The following is an 18,088-nucleotide window of genomic DNA, read 5'->3' on the forward strand; positions in this document are numbered from 1 at the left end:
TCCTTTGTGTTCCCTTTATTCCTTCGCCACTTCGATCACGCGGTAGCCCTTGGCGGAATGGTATTTGGACACCGCGTAGCCCTCGCCCAGCGCGTTCGCCAGCCAGGGGATCAGGGAGTCCGCGCCCAGATTCTTCTGCACCACCAGATACGCTTCGCCGCCCGGGTTGAGACGGGGCAGCCAGGCCATGAGCAGATCGTGCAGCGCGTCCTTGCCGATGCGGATCGGCGGATTGGACCAGATCACGTCGAACGTGAGGTCCGCGGGCACGGCGTCGGCGGCCATCGTCTCCACATTGGCGCAGCCGTTGGCCTTTGCGTTCTTCGCCGTCAGCTCAATCGCGCGCTCGTTCACGTCGATCGCCACCACCCGGGCTTCCGGGCTCGCCTTGGCGAGGGCGATCGCGATCGGCCCCCAGCCGCAGCCGACGTCCAGGAACGTGCCCTCGGCCGGCGGCTGAGGCGCCTGCTTGAGCAGCACCGACGTGCCCAGATCCACGCGATTGCCGGAGAAGACGCCGTTCGATACCTCCACCGCGCACTCCTCGCCGCGCAGCGTCACGTTGAGCGTGCGGCGCACGTCCTCGGAGGAGGGGGCGGCGTTGAAGTACTGCTCGCCGTCCGCGGCCTTCTGGCGGGGCGGGCGGGGCTGCCTCTGGTCCTTCTGGTCCTGCCGGTCCTTCTGATTCCGGAGACTCCGCTTTGCCCCGCTCTGCCGTCCGGGTTTGTTCTGTCGCTGCGGTACGTTCTGCGGCGCGCCGCCATTCTGCCTGCTCATCGAATCCAACCTATTTCCGTTTTTTCTTGTCGTTCCGCCCGCCATGCCTTGCGGGTCCCGTTCACATGTACGGATCCATGATAGTGACAGGGACGGTCCACGGCGCGGACGTTCTGCGGCGCAATGTCTGGCAAATTGCGAATAATGGGGAAAGCAACAATCCAATCGTGTATCAGGGGTGCCATTGAGCCAAGACCAGTCGATTAGCAACGACGACGCATTGAACGACCGGACGATGTCGGGGGACATCGAAACAACACTTCCGCAGGAGCATGCTGCACCGGACGACAACGTGCTGGCGAGCCAGTCGGACGTCCTGCTCGACCAGCCGCTGGATTCGGGCGCAGAAACCCATGATCTGGCCTGGCAGGAGCGTCAGCAGCGCAACGAGCTCAAGCGTGTGGCCGGTCTGGGCGAGCTCAAGGACGTCACCGAGGTCGAATACCGCAAGGTGAGGCTTGAGCGCGTGGTGCTGGTGGGCGTGTGGTCCAGCGCCGTCACCACGTCGGCCAAGGCGGAGGAGTCCCTGCGCGAGCTGGCCGCGCTGGCGGAGACGGCCGGCGCCGTGGTGTGCGACGGTCTGCTGCAGCACCGCTTCAAGCCGGATGCGGCCACGTACGTGGGCTCCGGCAAGGCGCGCGAGATCGCGGACATCGTGGCGCAGGACGAGGCTGACACGATCATCGTGGACGACGATCTGGCCCCCTCCCAGCGACGCGCGCTCGAGGACGTGGCCAAGGTCAAGGTGGTGGACCGCACCGCCGTGATCCTGGACATCTTCGCGCAGCACGCCACCAGCCGCGAGGGCAAGGCGCAGGTGGAGCTCGCGCAGCTCGAGTACATGCTGCCCAGGCTTCGAGGCTGGGGTGGTTCGCTGTCCCGCCAGGCCGGCGGTCGCGCTGCCGGTGCAGACGCGGGCATCGGCTCGCGAGGCCCCGGCGAGACCAAGATCGAGATGGACCGCCGCGTGATCCGCAATCGCATCGCGCGTCTCAAGCGGCAGATCCGCGAGATGGCGCCGGCCCGCGAGGTCAAGCGCGGGTCACGCCGCCGCTACGGTCTGCCCACCGTGGCCGTGGTGGGCTACACCAACGCGGGCAAATCGTCGCTCACCAACCGGCTGACCGGTTCCGCCGAGTTGGTGGAGAACGCCCTGTTCGCCACACTGGATACGGCCGTGCGCCGCGCCACCGCCCGCGACGGCCGCTATTACGCCTACGTGGATACGGTCGGGTTCGTGCGCCGGCTGCCCACGCAGCTCGTGGAGGCGTTCAAGTCCACGCTGGAGGAGGTCGCCGAGGCGGACATCATCCTGCACGTGGTGGACGGATCCCACCCGGACCCGTTCTCTCAGATCGACGCGGTCAACGCCGTGCTCGCGGACATCCCCGGCACGGAATCGATCCCGCGCATCGTGGCGTTCAACAAGTCGGACCGGATCGACGGGGCGACGCGCTCGCGGCTCGAACAGCTGGAGCCGGACGCGCGGATCGTCTCCGCGTATTCGGGGGAGGGGATCGACGCGCTGCGCGATGCGATCGAGGCCCTGCTGCCCACGCCCAACGTGCATGTGGAGGCGATCCTGCCGTACACGGCCGGGTCGCTGCTGTCCCAGATCCGCGAGTACGGCAAGGTGGGCGCCGTGGAATACCTGCCCGAGGGCGTGCGCGTGGAGGCCGATGTGAACGATCGCATGGCCGCCAAGGTGGTGGAGCAGTCGGTCGGATAGGGATGTGGCGCGATGGCGGGGGACGCGCGGCGGCGCCTTGGCTGCGCGTGCGGCCGCGGTCTGGCGGCCCCGTGCCCTGCAGGGCGATGTAATCGATAGAATTGTGAGCGGTAACAGCCAAGCGAACATGCGTGTTGTGCGTGTTGCCCTCAGTTGCTTTTTCGTCACCCGTCTCGGTTATTGTGTGTATCGAGTGAAATGCAATCCCGCCCTCTTGCGGGTCGTTTCAAGGAGAGGTTAACTATGTCCAATTCGACCATCAAGCCCACGAAGCTCGCCATCATCGGTGCGGGTGCGGTCGGTTCCACCATGGCTTTCGCGGCCGCCCAGCGCGGCGTCGCTCGCGAGATCGTGCTCGAGGATATCGCCAAGGAGCGCGTGGAGGCCGAGGTGCTCGACATGCAGCATGGTTCCAGCTTCTATCCGACCGTCTCCATCGACGGCTCGGACGATCCTGAGATCTGCCGCGACGCCGATATGGTCGTCATCACCGCCGGCGCCCGCCAGAAGCCCGGCCAGTCCCGCCTGGATCTCGCCGGCGCGACCATCAACATCATGAAGTCCATCATCCCGAACCTCGTGAAGGTCGCCCCGAACGCCATCTACATGCTCGTCACCAATCCGGTTGACGTCGTGACCCACGTCTCCATGAAGCTTTCCGGCCTGCCGGCCAACCAGATCTTCGGCTCCGGCACCAACTTGGACTCCGCTCGTCTGCGCTTCCTGATCGCCCAGCAGACCGGCGTCAACGTTAAGAACGTTCACGCCTACATCGCCGGCGAGCACGGCGATTCCGAGGTCCCGCTGTGGGCGTCCGCCACCATCGGCGGCGTGCCGATGTGCGATTGGACCCCGCTGCCCGGCCGCGAGCCGCTGGACGCCGCCAAGCGCGAGGAGATCCACCAGGAGGTCAAGAACGCCGCCTACAAGATCATCGAGGGCAAGGGCGCGACCAACTATGCCATCGCCATGTCCGGCGTGGACATCATCGAGTCCATCCTGCACGACACCAACCGCATTCTGCCGGTGTCCTCGCTGCTGGATGACTTCCACGGCATCTCCGACGTGTGCATGTCCGTGCCGTCCGTGCTGAACCGCAAGGGCGTCAACACCCACATCAACACCCCGGTGTCCGACCACGAGCTGGCCGCCCTGAAGCGCTCCGCCGAGACCCTGAAGGAAACCGCCGCCAAGTTCGGCTTCTGATCCTCTCCGTTTCGCTGGCATATGAAGGGTCCCCTTTTGGGGACCCTTTTTTCGTACTTGGGGTTGGAGTTGCTGGAGTCGCTGCGGTGGGGTGCTTAGGTGGGGATGTATCGGACTGTCCGGGGTGGGGCCTGTCTTGAGGGCTGTCTCGGCGGGGCTGTCTCGGTGGAGCTGTTGGAGTCTGATGAATGGTGCTTGCGTGTTGCGTCGATCGGGTCTATTCTCAATAACGTTTTGTTATTGAGAAATTAGGTATGATGAACCGAGGTGGCGCATGGCGCACGATCATTCCGGGATGATGTCGGGGGATGCGAAAAATGTGGAAGATGGCGGTGCGGGGCATCAGCGCAGGCTGATGATGACGCTGGGGCTTACGGGCACGGTGTTTGTGGCCGAGGTTGTGGGTGCTGCCATCACCGGATCCCTGGCCCTGCTGGTTGATGCCGGTCACATGCTCACGGACATGTCCGTGCTCATCGCATCCACGATCACCGCGGTTCTGATGCGCCGCAAGCCCAGCAGCAGTCGTACATGGGGATGGGCGCGCCTTGAGGTGCTCACGGCGGCCGGAGGGGCGATCGTGCTGTTCATTGTGGGCGTATATGCGCTCGTGGAAGCCGGCATGCGGTTGTTTGGCGGTCGATCCGATGGCGTGCACGATGTGAATCTGCTGCTGTTCTTCGGCATCCTCGGTCTCGCCGCGAATCTTGGATCGATCGGGATTCTTGCCTCGCAGCATGCGGACAATATGAATATGCGCGCGGCGTTCCTTGAGGTGATGAACGATGCCCTCGGCTCGGTGGCGGTAGTGATCTCCGCGCTGGTCATGATGTCCACAGGATGGGGTGGCTTCGATGCGGTGGCCGGTGGCCTGATCGCGATCCTGATGATCCCGCGTGCCGTCAAACTGCTGCACACCGCCGTCCGCGTGCTGCTTGAGGAGACGCCCCAGGGGCTTGATCTCGATGCCGTGCGTGTGCATCTGGAGGGCGTGCCGCATGTGGTGGCCGTGCATGATCTCCATGCGAGCACGGTGGCGACCGGAATGCCGCGGTTGACAGCCCATGTGGTTGTGGAGCGCGGCCTGACCATGGAGCAGGCTGCCGAGGTGCTCCATCAGCTGCAGGATTGCCTGCGCGAGCATTTCCCGGTGGCGATCGAGCACACCACGTTCCAGCTCGAGCCTGATGGATATGAGGCGAAGAATCCCGAGGAGGCCATACATTCCTGACGGTTCGATTGACGGTGGCGGTCGTCATTCTTGTGGTCAGCCTGCCATGGTAGTTGGCTGCTTGCCGCGGAGCGAGGCTGTTTGCCATGGCGGTTGGTTGCGCGCCATGACGTCTGGCTTTCTGCCTGTCTGCCATGGCGGTTGGTTGCTCGCCATGATGGCTGGCTATCTCTGCCTGCCGTGACGGCTGGCTGCCTGCCATGACGGCTGTTGTGATGGCCGATTCTGAGCGATCGCTGTAGCGGTTTCCCGTTTTGGCGGTCAGTCGCTACAGTCTGCCGCTACAGGCGTTGGTAGTTAGGCACTCAGATTTTGCGCAGTACGGTCACCACCTTTCCCATGATTTCGGCATGGGTGCCGTCAATGGGGGAATATGCGGGGTTGTGTGGCATGAGCCAGATGTGGCCGTTTTCCTTGCGGAAGGTCTTTACAGTGGCCTCGTCACCAAGCAATGCGGCAACGATATCGCCGTTGGCTGCATTGTGCTGCTCGCGCACCACCACGAAGTCGCCGTCGCAGATGGCTGCATCGATCATGGAGTCGCCGTGGACCTCCAGCATGAACAGGTTGCCTGTACCGGTGAGTCGCTCGGGCAGCCTCATAACATCCTCCACGTGCTGTTCCGCGGTGATCGGCACGCCGGCGGCGATGCGACCGACAAGCGGCACATCCCGCGACTGTGCAATGGAGGCAGGCTCTCCATCTGTGGGCTGCTCGCCGGCGGCAAAAGGCAGGATCGCGGCGAGACGTGGTGCTTCCGCCATATCTTCCGGTTGCTCGATGATTTCAATGGCCCTGCCCTTATTGGCGTTCATGCGGATATAGCCCTTGTCTTCCAGGGCCTCCAACTGATGTTTGACCGACGACGGGCTTTTCAGCCCCGCAGCTTCACCGATTTCCCTGAATGACGGTACGAACCCAAATCGGTCCATGTGGGTGCGGATGGCATCCAGCACCTTTCGCTGACGGTCGGTGAGTGTCCGCTCGGTCTTGCGGGTGCGACTGCGTGAGGGATCGAACGGATTCGTGCTCACTGGAATCTCCTTTCGTGCTGTGCTTTCGTCCAGTGTAGCGTGATCGGTGAAAAAAAACAAACATCTGTTCGAAGCGTGTCGGGCGTGTCGTAGAACAGATGTGCGATAATCAAACAGACGTTCGATAGCACATCAGTTCGAAAGGAGTGGTCCGATGGTATGGGGACACAAGACTGCTATGAACATGGTTGGCTCGGAGGCTGCGGCATTGCCTCTCCGTAAGTGGTTGGCTGCACTGCTGATGTCTGCGATGCTGTTGGCTGGAATGCTGATGGCCGCGAATTCCACCGCATGGCGGGTTTCCGCGGCTGGCACGGAGGATATGGTCAGCTATACCGTTCGCCCAGGGGACACATTGTGGGAATATGCAGCTCAAGCCACGCCGGAGGGAGGTGACGTCAATGACACCTTGGATGAGCTCATGCGGCTGAATCATTTGGATTCGGTGCAGCTTTCCGTGGGACAGCGCATTATGGTGCCTTCCGGGGATGATTAGCATGTTTTTCGGTCAGGACGCAACCCGCCGGTGGCGTGTGAAAGGGTTGACGGGTTACTGTAGGGATATGCATTGTCCCTTTTGTCAGAACCCCGACACCAAAGTCGTGGATACACGTATCAGCGAAGACGGCCACGCCATCCGCAGGCGTCGTGAGTGCCCCAAATGCGGCAAACGTTTCACTACCATGGAAACGTCCACGTTGCTGGTAGTCAAGCGCTCCGGTAATGTGGAGCCCTTCAGCCGCGACAAGGTTATCTCCGGCGTGCGAAAGGCATGTCAAGGTCGTCCCATTCGCGAGGAGGACCTGAAACTGCTGGGGCAGCGCGTTGAAGAGGATCTTCGGTCTCGGGGTCTTGCCCAGATTCCTTCCGAGGAAGTCGGGCGGGCGATACTGAAGCCGTTGCGCGATCTCGATGAGGTGGCGTATCTGCGATTTGCCAGCGTATACCAGAACTTCAGCAACCTTGCTGATTTCGAGAATGCGATAAGAGAACTCAAGGTTCGCTGAAGCAACGCCGGAAGCCGCAAGGCTGGAAGCTGGAAGGCCGTTTACGGGCTTGTATAGCAAGAGGCTCTGTCTCCGGTATCGAATCGGAGACAGAGCCAGCGGAGAAAAACCGACGCTGTGTGCGTAGGTTATCTTGTCACTTCACAATGCGCATGCGAATCGTGCCATCGAGATGGGCCAGACGATCCAGCGTGGCCTCGCTCGGCATGGTGGCCACATCGGTGACCACATAGCCAAGCTCGCCTTCGGTGGCCAGGGACTGGGCGGAGATGTTGATGTTCTCATCGCCGAGCACGTGGTTCACGCGGGCGAGCACGCCGGGCAAGTTCTCGTGCAGGTGCGCGATGCGCGCGACGCCGGTGTGCGGACCCAGATTGAGCTGCGGCACGTTGACGGACAGGGAAGTGGAACCCTTTTCGACATAGTCCTCAAGGCGCTGGGACACGAAGTGGCCGATCGCCTCCTGGGCTTCGAGCGTGGAACCGCCGATGTGCGGGGTGAGGATCATGTTGTCCTCTTCAGCCAGAGGCGTCTGGAACGGATCGCCGCTCTTCTTCGGCTCGACCGGGAACACGTCCACGGCTGCGCCGGCGATGTGACCGGAGTCGAGGTGACGCTTCAGGGCATCCAGATCGGCCACAAAGCCACGGGAGAGGTTGATGAAGATGGCACCCTGCTTCATATGTGCGAACTGGTCCTCGCCGAAGAAACCGGTGTTGGACTTGCGGCCGTCAACATGCAGGGTCACGGCATCGGACTGCTCAAGCAGGTCGTTAAGGGTCTCGCAGCGCACCGCGTTGCCGAGGGCCAGCTTCTCCTCAAGGTCGTAGAACACCACGCGCATGCCCAGAGCCTCGGCAAGCACCGAGAGCTGGGAGCCGATGTTGCCGTAACCAATGATGCCCAGAGTCTTGCCACGCACCTCGTGCGAGCCGGAGGCGGACTTGTCCCACGTGCCGTGCTTGATGTGGTGGGTGTGGGCGGGGATGCGACGCATCAGGCAGATGATGTCGCAGATCACCAGCTCAACCACGGAGCGGGTGTTGGAGTACGGGGCGTTGAAGACGGCAATGCCCTGCTTGCCGGCGGCGGTCAGGTCAACCTGGTTGGTGCCGATGCAGAAGCAGCCCACGGCGGTCAGGCTCGGACGGGCCTGAACCACCTTGGCGGTGACGTTGGTCTTCGAGCGCACGCCCAGCAGATCAACGCCATCAAGAGCTTCGATGAGTTCGTCCTCGCCGAGGGCGCCCTTCATGGTCTCGACTTCAAAACCATGATTGCGCAGGCTCTCGGCGGCGAAGGGGTGGATATTCTCCAATAGTAGAGCTTTAGGCATGGCACCTACTTTAGAGGGGAAGGTCGTCCGCGTCGCGTTCGGTCCGCACTATGGTCAGGCGCTGCGTCGGTCGGGTCATCGCCACATACAGGTCGGATGCGGCCACCAGACGGGATGCGGCCTCGTTTTCGATCTCGCCGGGCTGCACCACCACCACGGCGTCGTATTCGAGTCCCTTGACCTCTTCGGTATCGCACACCACCACCTGGCGGTCCCATGTGCCCTGTGCTTCGAGACGTTTGGCGTTCTTGTCGCCCAAAGTCCTGACGATGGCTTTGGACACGGCACGGCGCAGCGCGGGGAGCCGGTCAACCGGGGCGATTACCGCCACACGGCCAGTGCCGTCGGCGGAGACGAACTCCTGGGCCAGTCGGGCTGTGGTCTTGGCCGTGCGACGGATCAGATCGTCGTCGTCCTCGGCAAGCAGTCGCTGGACCGAGCCGGGCACCTGACGGACCGCGTTGACCGTGGAGATGTACAGGCCCTCCGCGGTGGCGAACGAGGACGCCATCTCCGAAACCTCCTTGGGGTTGCGGTAGTTGATGGTCAGCTCGTTGAGATCCCAATTGCCCGCGCCGAACAGGGGGTTGAGCGTCTTCTCCCAGCGGCGTGTGCCGCCCAGCGCCGAGGTCTGCGCCACATCGCCAACGATCGTGAAGGAACGCGAGGGGCAGCGGCGGATCAGCATGCGCCAATCCATGGCCGTGAGCTCCTGCGCCTCGTCCACCACGATGTGCCCATACGTCCACTCGCGGTCCGAGGCCGCGCGCTGGGCGGCCGTCTCATCGTCCACGCCGTTGATCTGATCGATCAGCATCTGCGAGGTCACGATGCCCGAGCCGATGCCGGCCTGCGCCAGCGTATCGCGCGCGTACTGTTCCTCGGCGGCGCGCTGGGCGTCGGCGGCGGCGTTGCGGTTCGCGAGCTTCGGATCGGGGCCCAGCAGTTCGAAGGCCTCGTCGAGCAGCGGAATGTCCGAACGGGTCAGGGGAGCGCCCTTTTCGCGGGTGAGCTCCGCCACATCGTCATCCGTGAGCCACGGGGCGAAGCGCTTGAGCCGCTTGGGCTTGGAGAACATGTTGTCGATCAGCCACTCGGCGTTCATCGGCAGCCAGCAGAGGTTCAGCGTGGTGCGCACCTTGTCGTTCATGCGCAGCAGCGAGGTCACGCGGCTCAGCTCCGACTGCTCGGGCGTGTAGTCGAGCTGTTCGGCATAGCGTGCGGTCATCGCGCGCAGCATGCTCTTGACGAACGTCTCGCGGGCCTTGTTGTGGGGCTGGCGGGTGCGCTTGGCATCCATCTGCGCCTGCTCGATGTCCACGGCGCGCATGGGCACCTGAAAGCCGTTGACCGGCACGGTCGGCAGATCCTTCGGAATGCGGACGCGGGACGCCACGGCATTGGCGACGGCGGAGGCCATGCGCTTGTCTCCCTTGAGCTGGGCTGCCCGCGGGGTGTCGGTCGACTTCGCCTCGATATCCGGGATCAGATCGGCGATGGTGCGGCTCACCACGCCGGTCTCGCCCAGAGACGGCAGCACCTGGTCGATGTAGTGCAGGAACGCGGACGACGGTCCCACCACCAGCACGCCCGAGTGCTCGAGTGCGCGTCGGTGGGTGTACAGCAGATAGGCGGCGCGGTGGAGCGCGACGGCGGTTTTGCCGGTGCCGGGACCGCCCTGCACCACCACGGCGCGCTTCAGATCGGTGCGGATGATGCGATCCTGCTCCGCCTGGATGGTGGCGACGATATCGGTCATCTTGCCGGTGCGGCGGGAGCTCAGCGACGCCAGCAGCGCGCCTTCGCCGGTCAGTGTTCCGGCCGAGGACGCCTCGCCCACCTGATCGGAGTGCACGTCGAGCACCTCGTCCTCCACGCCCACCACCTTGCGGAAGCTCAGCGTGATATGACGTCGCATCACAATGTCGCCATGACTCGAGGGGGTGGCCTCGTAGAACGGACGGGCGGCCTCGGCGCGCCAGTCGGTCAGAATCGGCTCGTGCTGCTCGCTGGACAGGCCGATGCGGCCGATGTACCGGCGCTCGCCGGCGGACGTGTCGAGCCGTCCGAAGACCAGACGATCCTCAACGGCCCTGAGCTGCGAGAGACGATCCTCATACATGGTGGCGAAGGAATCGCGCTCGGTGCGCTGGGTGGGCGAGCCGTGGGAGCCGGCCGCGCGCACCTCGCTCAAACGTTCGCGCGCCTGGGAGCGCAACGAGTCCAGACGCCCATAGGCGCGATCGACCGACTGCTGTTCCTCGCTCAACTGAGCCGCGTAACCGGACATAAACGGGTTCCCTCTCCCTAACGAATGCAAAAAACTAGGAAAACAAGCCTACTCCGACCTCCCTACGGATCGATCGGTTGCCGTGCGGCCCAGATTGAATTTTGAGTGAACTTGCACACATGGGGCCTTTGGAAGGCCTTTGGAAGACATGATGCATCGATGACGCAGGCCGCAAACCGCATATTCCGTATACGCGTATACAGAAAGTACGGTTTAGAGGCACCAAATGGTCGTTTCTGTATATGCGTATACAGAAACGACGTTAAGACGGTCGCAGATGGCGCAAATTGTATCGGCCCGTACCAAAACGTACGTGAGAGTTTTTGGACGGCTTCGGTCTGTGGGTCTGTGGAAGGCAACGGCGGAAACTCGCGCGAGGAGGCGACACGGAAACGTGCGTGGGGCGGAAGGTTTGGCGGTGGAAGGTGTGGCGGAAGGACATGGCCTCGAAACGCCCTAGAACCGCCCTAGTAAACGCTCCTCGTCGTTCCTGGGCCGTCCCTAGGTCGTTCCTATGCCGTTCCTAGGTCGCCTCTGGGTCTTCCCCGCCCCAACTCGCCGCCTCCGTGCGCAACGCAGTGCATAACCCGTCCCGCTGCCCGCGCTCTTGTGCAGGAAAAGGGTAGTTTTCTCCCCAAAGTGGGGATAACTGGTGAACTGTGGGGTAGAGTGGGGAACGTTGTGAGCAGTGTACCCATTTCGGTGTGAATAACCGCCAAATCGATCGAAATCCTAAGGAGGTGGGGCGTGACGGACGAACTCGACGACGCATTCGACGCGCTGCCCCCGCTCCTGCTGGGCACCTACACGCCGAAGATCGATGTCAAGGGCCGCATGGCGCTGCCCGCGAAGTTCCGCTCCCAGCTGGGCGCCGGACTGGTCATGGCGCGCGGCCAGGAACGCTGCGTGTATCTGCTGCCGATCAGCGAATTCCGTCGCGTGGCGGCGCAGATCCAGCGCACGTCGCTGGGCAACAAGGCCGCCCGCGAGTACCTGCGTGTGTTCCTGTCCGGCGCCACCGACGAGGTCCCGGACAAGCAGGGGCGCGTGCTGGTGCCGCAGATGCTGCGCGATTACGCCGATCTGGGGGACGACATTGTGGTGATCGGCGTGGGCACGCGCGCCGAGGTGTGGAACCGTGCGGCGTGGGAGGAATACCTCAAGGAGAAGGAAGAGGCGTATTCCGACATCGCCGATGACGTATTGCCGGCGATGGACTTCTGATGGGTGGATTGCGGATGAACGAACAGAATGTGACCGAAACGAACATGACCTTGAACGATCAGGCGAACAGCCAGGTGAACAGTAACAGCCAGCTGAACGATCAGGCGGATAACCAGACGGCCGGCGGCCCCGAGCCCGATCTGAGCGCGATCCATCTTCCCGTCCTGCTGGAGGACTGCGTGGATCTGGTGACCCCCGCCCTCATGCATCCCGGCGCGGTCGTGGTCGACTGCACCCTGGGGCTGGCGGGCCATTCCACGGCCTTCCTCAAGGCCGCCCCCGAGGCACGGCTCATCGGCATCGATCGCGATGCGGAGGCGCTGGCGCTGGCCACCCGCCGCATCACCGAGGCCGGATTCGCAGACCGGTTCACGCCGGTCCACGCGGCCTTCGATGAATTGGCCGATGTGCTGGACGCCCATCACACCAAGGCGGACGCGGTGTTCATGGATCTGGGCCTGTCCAGTCTGCAGATCGACGAGACCGATCGCGGCTTCTCCTATTCGCACGACGCTCCGCTGGACATGCGCATGGACGCCACGCAGGCCGTCACCGCCGCCGCGATACTGGCCGATTATTCGGCGCAGGATCTGACCCGCATCTTCCGCGAATACGGTGAGGAGCGGTTCGCCCGCCAGATCGCGAACCGGATCGTGCGCGATCGCGAGACGGAACCGCTCACCACCTCCGGCCAGCTCAATCGTCTGGTGGACGCCGTGGTGCCCCAGGCCCATCGTCCGGCCGGCAACCCTGCCAAGCGCGTGTTTCAGGCGCTGCGCATCGAGGTCAACGGCGAGCTGGACAAGCTCGCGCGCACCCTGCCGCAGGCCGCCTCCCATCTCAATGTGGGCGGACGCATCGTGGTGGAGTCGTACCACTCGCTGGAGGACCGCACGGTCAAGCGCTTCATGGCCAGGGGACTGACGGCGGACGTGCCGGCGGGCCTGCCGGTCATCCCGCCGGATGCCCAGCCGTTCTTCAAGGAGCTCACGCGCGGCGCGGTCAAGGCCGATCGCGCGGAGATCGAGCGCAACCCCCGTTCCGCGTCCGTCAGGCTCAGGGCCGTGGAGCTCACGCGGGAACTGCCCGCACGTTGGATGAAGCGTTTCGTTCAGGAAGGGAGGGGCTGATGCCCGCAGCACTTCGCAGCACGCGGTCGGCGTCCGGATCGGCTCGCACCGCAGGCTCCGCCCGCACCGCCGCATCGCAGCGCACCTCATCCTCGCAACGCACCGCGGGAACGGCCAGGGCGGCCGCTTCGGCCCGCAGCGCGGCCAATCCGGCCAAAAGCCGCCCGCGCACCGAGTCCGCCGCCAGCGCGCGCCCGGAACTGCATGTGATCCAGGGTCGCAAGAAGTCCCTGGATGCGCAGGCCGTCACCGACGGCTTCCAGCGGCTGCTCTCCTGGGTCCTCAACCGCCGTTCGCCGTTCATCACCACCGTGGTGGCGGCCCTGTTCCTCATGGGCACGCTGCTGGGCACGCTGGCCCTGCGCACGCAGATGATCGAGAACTCGTTCGAGGCGACCAGGCTCAACAGGTCGATCGCCATGCTCACGCAGGACTCACAGACCTATGAGAGCGAGCTCAACCGTCTGGAGGCCCAGCTGCCGCAGAAGGCTCAGGAGATGGGAATGGTCCCGCAGTCCGGTTCCATCTCCATCGACCTGCAAGGCTACCAGCCATCCGACGCGGCATCGGATGCTGCGTCGTCGGGCGCAGCGGCGTCGGACGGTGCCGGATCGGACGCCGCCGCTTCAGCCGGCTCGGCTAATGGAACCACCGACGCCTCCAACACCACCGCGGAAGGACGGTGACGCCAATGCCCATCGTCAACTGGTTCAAGCGACGTCTCGCCAAGCACACGCCGTTCTACAACCGCGTGATGGCCGTGGTGATCGTGTTCGCCGTCATCGCCTCCATCTCCGTGGCGCAGCTCGCGCGCATCCAGCTGCTGGATGGATCCTCCACGGCCCAGGCCGCGACCAACAGCCGCACGGCCAAGGCGGTGCTCACGGCGCAGCGCGGATCGATCGTGGACACCAACGGCAACGTGCTGGCCCAGAGCGTGGAGCGCTACATGATCATCGGCGACCCGCTGGTGGCCAGCACCTTCGAACCGGTGGACTGCGGTACCACGAAAGCCAAGAATTACGGCTACTGCCACAGCATCGACGGGCAGAACGTGGGGGAGACCGGCCCGGCCGCCGTGGCCCGCCTGCTCGCGCCCGTGCTCGGTCTCAACGCCATGGAGCTCGGCGCCAAACTGACCGGCACCAACCGGTATGTGATCCTCGCCAAGGACGTGGAGCCCGCCGTCAAGCGCCAGATCGACCAACTGCACATCAGCAGCGTGGTGAGCGCCAAGAACACCAGCCAGCGCACATATCCCAACGGCACGCTGCTCGGCGCGCTGCTGGGCGGCGTGGACGACAGCGGCACCGGCGTCTCCGGCCTGGAGCAGATGGAGAATGACACGCTCACCGGCACCGACGGCTACCAGATCTACCAGCAGGGCAATCTGGGGCAGAAGATCCCGGGCACACAGACGCAGTCCGTCGACCCGGTCAACGGCTCCACGGTCAAGCTCACCGTGGACCGCGACGTGCAGTGGTTCGTGGAGAACACCATGGTGGAGGCCAAGAAGCAGTACAACGCCAAATGGGCCATGGCCGTGGTCTCGGACGTCAACGGCAACATCCTCGCCCTGGCGGATTCCGACCAGTACGAGGCCGGCAGCACCGAGGCCAAACTCAACACCTCGCGCGTGGGCACCTATCTGTTCGAGCCCGGATCCACCGGCAAGGTCATCGCCATGTCCGGCCTGTTGCAGGAGGGCCTGCACAAGGCATCCGACCAGTTCACCGTGCCCTCCACGATCACCGAGGACGGACAGACCTACAAGGACTCGCACGAGCACGGCACCAGCAAGTGGACGCTCGCCGGCATCCTGCAGAACTCCTCGAACGTGGGCATGATCATGGCCTCCAAAAACCTCTCCGACGCCAAGCGCTACGAGTACCTCACCAAGTTCGGCGTGGGCCACACCTCCGGGCTCGGGCTGCCGGGCGAATCGGCCGGATGGCTCAGCCCCGCCGACAAGTGGGACCGCCGCACGCGCAACACCGTCCTGTTCGGCCAGGGCTATTCGGTCACGGCCCTGCAGCTGACGAACATCGGTGCCACGATCGCCAACAAGGGCGTTCGCCCGCAGCAGAAGCTCATCAAGTCCACGATCGACGCGAACGGCAAGGAGATCGCCACCCCGTCCGACGGCGCCACGCGCGTGGTGGACGAGGGCGTGGCCAATGAGATGCTCAACGCCATGGAATCCGTGGCCGAGAACTATTCCAAGACCGTTTCCGTTCCGGGATACCGCGTGGCCGCCAAGACGGGCACCGCCGAGGTGGCCGGCGATTCCGGGGCCCTGACCTCGATCGTGGCCGACTGGGTGGGCATCCTGCCCGCCGACAACCCGCAGTTCGTGGTCACCGTGGTCATGAAGGACCCCACGGGCACCTACGGCGGCGTGACGGCCGGCCCGGTGTTCGCCAAGATCGCCCAGTTCCTCATGCAGAAGTACGAGGTCGATCCGTCGTCGCCGCGCACGGACGCCATACCGACGGAATGGTGACATGGCATGATGGACGGTGGAATCCGCTCCAACGGCGGATACAAGGAAGGGAATGCCGATGGGTTCGGTCAGTGAGTCGCTGATGCAGCACATGACGCTCGGCGCGCTGTGCAGCAGGTACGGGCTGGTGCTCCAGCCTCCGTTCGCCTCCCCGGTCACGGTCACGTCTCTGGCCGATGATCTCGATTCGGTCCGTCCGGGGTCGCTGTACGTGCCCACGGGCACCGATCCGACGCCCGAGCTGCTGCATCAGGCCCTGGAGCGCGGCGCCTACGCGGTGCTGGCCCCCATGGCCGTGCGCGGGATGCTGGTGAACGCGGATCTGCCCGTGCTCTACGGCGATCTGGATGCGGCCCAGCTGGGCGCGCTGGCGTCGGGGATCGCCGGAGGTCCGTCGGACGCGCTCGCCATGTTCGGCGTGTGCGGCCCCAAGGCCGACGAGACGATCCGCGTGCTCGCCGAGTTCCTGCACGTGCTGGGCAATCCGGTGGGGCGCATCTCGGCGCAGGGGTCGTTCGCGCTCGACCGCGAGCTGAACATCGAATACCCGCTCAACACCTTCGAGGTCCAGCACGTCCTGTCCGTGTGCGCGGAGGACGGCGCGGCCGCGGTGGTGGTGGCGATCGACGAGCGCACGCTGCACCGCGGGTCGCTGAGCGCAGTGAACATGGACGTGTTGGCCGTTGCGGACGACGACAGGCTGAGCGTGGACACCCAGCGGCACCTGCTGGCCGCGGCGGCCGCCGAATACGGCTTCGCGATCGGCGAGGACACCCATGTGACGTGGCGGACCAGCGAGTCCGACGCGATGGCCATCCAGGCGAGCTCCACGGACGATCCGCTGAGCGTGAACCGGCTGTCCACCAGCATCGCCATGGTGATGGCGGCCGGTGTGCGCAAGGGGAACATCAGGAACGCGCTGCGCGTCTCGCGAGAGCTGTCCTGACGGGCTTGCGGCCCGGCTCGCGGGCGGGCGCGGACCCGGCTCACGGGCCTGAACGAACAAGTGAAACGAACGAGAACGAACAGATTGCTGAAAGGTTGGTTGCGACTGTGTGCGAACCGAATATGATGCCCATGTCCCTTGCCGAGATTGCCGAGGCGGTCGGCGGCAGGCTGGCAGGAGTCCCGGGGGACGTCGGCGAGGCCGTCGCCACCAGCGCGGTGAGCGATTCCCGCCAGGTGCGCGCCGGCTCGGTCTTCGTGGCCATCAAGGGCGAGCGCGTGGACGGCCACGACTTCGTGGCGTCCGTGGGGGACAAGGGCGCCGCGGCGGCGATCGTGGAGCATGAGGTGCCAGGCGCGGCCGTGCCGCAGATCGTGGTGGACAACAGCGTGAAGGCCTTGGGCGCGCTGGCCCGGCACAACATCGAACGCCGCCGTGCATCCGGCGAGCCGTTCCGGATCGTCGGCATCACCGGTTCCGTGGGCAAGACCACCACCAAGGACCTGCTCAAGGCCATGCTGGCCGAGCTGGGCCCCACCGTGGCCCCCGTCGGATCGTTCAACAACGAGATCGGCCTGCCGCTCACCGCCCTCAAGGTGGGCCCGGCCACCCGCTACTTCGTGGCCGAGATGGGCGCGAACCATCTGGGCGAGATCGCGTACCTGACCACCATCGCACCGCCGGACATCGCCGTGGTGCTCAAGGTGGGCTGCGCGCATCTGGGCGAGTTCGGCTCGGTGGAGCGCATCGCCCAGGCCAAGAGCGAGATCGTGCGCGGCGAGCTGCCCCACGGCGTGACCGTGCTCAACGCCGATGACGTCCACGTGGCGGCCATGAAGGACATCGCCCCGGGCGACGTGGTCTGGTTCGGCCGTGAGAACGACCACGACGGCCGCGCGCTGGCCCTGAGGGCCCTGGACGTGCTCCACGACGAGCTCGACCACCCGTTCTTCGAGCTGACGGATGGCAAGGACACCGTGCCGGTCCATCTGGCTATCTGCGGCGACCACAACGTGATGAACGCGCTTGCGGCCTCCACCGTGGCCGGCATGCTCGGCCTGCCGTTGGACGCGATCGCCCGCGTGCTCGAGGACCAGAAGCACATCAGCCCCCATCGCATGGCCGTCAGCCGCGTGAGCCGCGAGGGCGCCGACTTCACGCTGATCGACGACTCCTTCAACGCGAACCCCGATTCCATGCGTGCCGGCTTGGACGGCCTGGCCGCGTGGGGCGCCTCCCGCGCCGCCCAGCCCCATCGCGTGGCGGTGCTGGGCGCGATGCTCGAGCTCGGCGCCGACGGCGACCGGCTGCACCATGACATCGGCGCCTACGCGGCGGATCTGGGACTGGACGTGGTGATCGCGGTCGGATCGTCCTCGGACGCGTCGCTGGACGAGCTGGCCGGGCGGATCGCCGACGGTGCCCGCGAGGCCGCCGAAGCCCGTGCCAAGGCGGGCAAAACGGCCGCGAAGGTCCTGCTGGTGCACAGCGCCGACGAGGCGGACAAGGCCGTGATCGCGGACGCGGCGGACGCGCAGGATCCGGTCGTGCTGCTCAAGGGCTCGCACGCCTCCGGTCTGAGCGCTTTGGCCGAACGCTGGGCGTAGGATCCAAGGCAGAGGACCCGAAGGATTTCAATCCAAGGAAGAAGCAAAGGAACAAGACAATGAACTGT

At 64.8% G+C, this 18,088-nt stretch carries 15 protein-coding genes; 11 read left to right on the plus strand and 4 right to left on the minus strand.

Going from position 1 to position 18,088, the window contains the following annotated elements:
• Positions 1 to 15 precede the first annotated feature (15 nt).
• Positions 16 to 579 (minus strand): class I SAM-dependent methyltransferase, encoded by a 564-nt coding sequence (locus EMO90_RS01495; protein ID WP_223849754.1) that lies wholly within the window; start codon positions 577 to 579, stop codon positions 16 to 18.
• A gap of 433 nt (positions 580 to 1,012) precedes the next feature.
• Between EMO90_RS01495 and hflX the strand changes: the two genes are divergently transcribed.
• The 3 genes from hflX (at position 1,013) to EMO90_RS01510 (ending at position 4,943) form a co-directional block, all read left to right on the plus strand.
• Positions 1,013 to 2,506 (plus strand): GTPase HflX, encoded by a 1,494-nt coding sequence (gene hflX, locus EMO90_RS01500; protein WP_150354075.1) that lies wholly within the window; start codon positions 1,013 to 1,015, stop codon positions 2,504 to 2,506.
• Between the two features lie 243 nt (positions 2,507 to 2,749).
• Positions 2,750 to 3,712, plus strand: a complete 963-nt coding sequence (locus tag EMO90_RS01505; protein ID WP_150354074.1) for an L-lactate dehydrogenase — start codon at positions 2,750 to 2,752, stop codon at positions 3,710 to 3,712.
• A gap of 274 nt (positions 3,713 to 3,986) precedes the next feature.
• Complete coding sequence (locus EMO90_RS01510; protein WP_150354073.1) at positions 3,987 to 4,943, plus strand: cation diffusion facilitator family transporter; 957 nt, start codon at positions 3,987 to 3,989, stop codon at positions 4,941 to 4,943.
• Positions 4,944 to 5,248: 305 nt separating this feature from the next.
• On the opposite strand, the gene lexA is transcribed toward EMO90_RS01510, so the two are convergent.
• Entirely contained in the window at positions 5,249 to 5,977 is a 729-nt protein-coding gene (gene lexA / locus EMO90_RS01515; protein ID WP_150354072.1) for a transcriptional repressor LexA, read from the minus strand.
• Positions 5,978 to 6,131: 154 nt separating this feature from the next.
• Here lexA and EMO90_RS01520 point away from each other — a divergent pair, with 154 nt between their 5' ends.
• The gene (locus EMO90_RS01520; protein ID WP_223849751.1) at positions 6,132 to 6,473 is read left to right on the plus strand and encodes a LysM peptidoglycan-binding domain-containing protein; all 342 of its coding nucleotides are present in this window, start codon (positions 6,132 to 6,134) and stop codon (positions 6,471 to 6,473) included.
• A 67-nt stretch (positions 6,474 to 6,540) separates the two neighbouring features.
• Positions 6,541 to 6,984: a transcriptional regulator NrdR gene (nrdR, locus tag EMO90_RS01525; RefSeq protein WP_150354102.1), complete on the plus strand. Its 444-nt coding sequence runs from the start codon at positions 6,541 to 6,543 to the stop codon at positions 6,982 to 6,984.
• A 136-nt stretch (positions 6,985 to 7,120) separates the two neighbouring features.
• Here the strand turns inward: nrdR and serA are convergent, their stop codons facing one another.
• On the minus strand, positions 7,121 to 8,320 hold the full coding sequence (gene serA / locus EMO90_RS01530; RefSeq protein WP_150354071.1) for a phosphoglycerate dehydrogenase: 1,200 nt from the start codon (positions 8,318 to 8,320) through the stop codon (positions 7,121 to 7,123).
• A gap of 10 nt (positions 8,321 to 8,330) precedes the next feature.
• Entirely contained in the window at positions 8,331 to 10,610 is a 2,280-nt protein-coding gene (locus EMO90_RS01535; protein ID WP_150354070.1) for a HelD family protein, read from the minus strand.
• A 747-nt stretch (positions 10,611 to 11,357) separates the two neighbouring features.
• Between EMO90_RS01535 and mraZ the strand changes: the two genes are divergently transcribed.
• The 6 genes from mraZ (at position 11,358) to EMO90_RS01565 (ending at position 18,020) form a co-directional block, all read left to right on the plus strand.
• Positions 11,358 to 11,834, plus strand: a complete 477-nt coding sequence (mraZ, locus tag EMO90_RS01540; RefSeq protein WP_223849750.1) for a division/cell wall cluster transcriptional repressor MraZ — start codon at positions 11,358 to 11,360, stop codon at positions 11,832 to 11,834.
• A 14-nt stretch (positions 11,835 to 11,848) separates the two neighbouring features.
• Positions 11,849 to 12,964 (plus strand): 16S rRNA (cytosine(1402)-N(4))-methyltransferase RsmH, encoded by a 1,116-nt coding sequence (gene rsmH, locus EMO90_RS01545; RefSeq protein WP_223849749.1) that lies wholly within the window; start codon positions 11,849 to 11,851, stop codon positions 12,962 to 12,964.
• A complete protein-coding gene (locus EMO90_RS01550) occupies positions 12,964 to 13,650 on the plus strand; it encodes a hypothetical protein (RefSeq protein ID WP_150354069.1) in 687 nt (228 codons plus the stop codon). Before rsmH ends, EMO90_RS01550 begins: the two co-directional genes overlap by 1 nt.
• A gap of 5 nt (positions 13,651 to 13,655) precedes the next feature.
• Positions 13,656 to 15,467: a peptidoglycan D,D-transpeptidase FtsI family protein gene (locus EMO90_RS01555; RefSeq protein ID WP_395952603.1), complete on the plus strand. Its 1,812-nt coding sequence runs from the start codon at positions 13,656 to 13,658 to the stop codon at positions 15,465 to 15,467.
• Between the two features lie 58 nt (positions 15,468 to 15,525).
• A complete protein-coding gene (locus EMO90_RS01560) occupies positions 15,526 to 16,413 on the plus strand; it encodes a UDP-N-acetylmuramyl peptide synthase (RefSeq protein WP_150354068.1) in 888 nt (295 codons plus the stop codon).
• A 122-nt stretch (positions 16,414 to 16,535) separates the two neighbouring features.
• Positions 16,536 to 18,020, plus strand: coding sequence for a UDP-N-acetylmuramoyl-tripeptide--D-alanyl-D-alanine ligase (locus EMO90_RS01565; protein ID WP_150354098.1), 1,485 nt, complete (start codon positions 16,536 to 16,538; stop codon positions 18,018 to 18,020).
• Positions 18,021 to 18,088 lie beyond the last annotated feature (68 nt).

Source organism: Bifidobacterium vespertilionis, assembly GCF_008698145.1.
Lineage (GTDB): Bacteria > Actinomycetota > Actinomycetes > Actinomycetales > Bifidobacteriaceae > Bifidobacterium > Bifidobacterium vespertilionis.

What these genes read in the sequence shown, in the direction of transcription:
- hflX (WP_150354075.1), top strand. Translation starts at nt 1,013, where the DNA reads ATGTCGGGGGACATCGAAACAACACTTCCGCAGGAGCATGCTGCACCG.
- EMO90_RS01505 (WP_150354074.1), top strand. Translation starts at nt 2,750, where the DNA reads ATGTCCAATTCGACCATCAAGCCCACGAAGCTCGCCATCATCGGTGCG.
- EMO90_RS01510 (WP_150354073.1), top strand. Translation starts at nt 3,987, where the DNA reads ATGGCGCACGATCATTCCGGGATGATGTCGGGGGATGCGAAAAATGTG.
- EMO90_RS01520 (WP_223849751.1), top strand. Translation starts at nt 6,132, where the DNA reads ATGGTATGGGGACACAAGACTGCTATGAACATGGTTGGCTCGGAGGCT.
- nrdR (WP_150354102.1), top strand. Translation starts at nt 6,541, where the DNA reads ATGCATTGTCCCTTTTGTCAGAACCCCGACACCAAAGTCGTGGATACA.
- serA (WP_150354071.1), bottom strand. Translation starts at nt 8,320, where the DNA reads ATGCCTAAAGCTCTACTATTGGAGAATATCCACCCCTTCGCCGCCGAG.
- EMO90_RS01535 (WP_150354070.1), bottom strand. Translation starts at nt 10,610, where the DNA reads ATGTCCGGTTACGCGGCTCAGTTGAGCGAGGAACAGCAGTCGGTCGAT.
- rsmH (WP_223849749.1), top strand. Translation starts at nt 11,849, where the DNA reads ATGAACGAACAGAATGTGACCGAAACGAACATGACCTTGAACGATCAG.
- EMO90_RS01550 (WP_150354069.1), top strand. Translation starts at nt 12,964, where the DNA reads ATGCCCGCAGCACTTCGCAGCACGCGGTCGGCGTCCGGATCGGCTCGC.
- EMO90_RS01555 (WP_395952603.1), top strand. Translation starts at nt 13,656, where the DNA reads ATGCCCATCGTCAACTGGTTCAAGCGACGTCTCGCCAAGCACACGCCG.
- EMO90_RS01560 (WP_150354068.1), top strand. Translation starts at nt 15,526, where the DNA reads ATGGGTTCGGTCAGTGAGTCGCTGATGCAGCACATGACGCTCGGCGCG.
- EMO90_RS01565 (WP_150354098.1), top strand. Translation starts at nt 16,536, where the DNA reads ATGATGCCCATGTCCCTTGCCGAGATTGCCGAGGCGGTCGGCGGCAGG.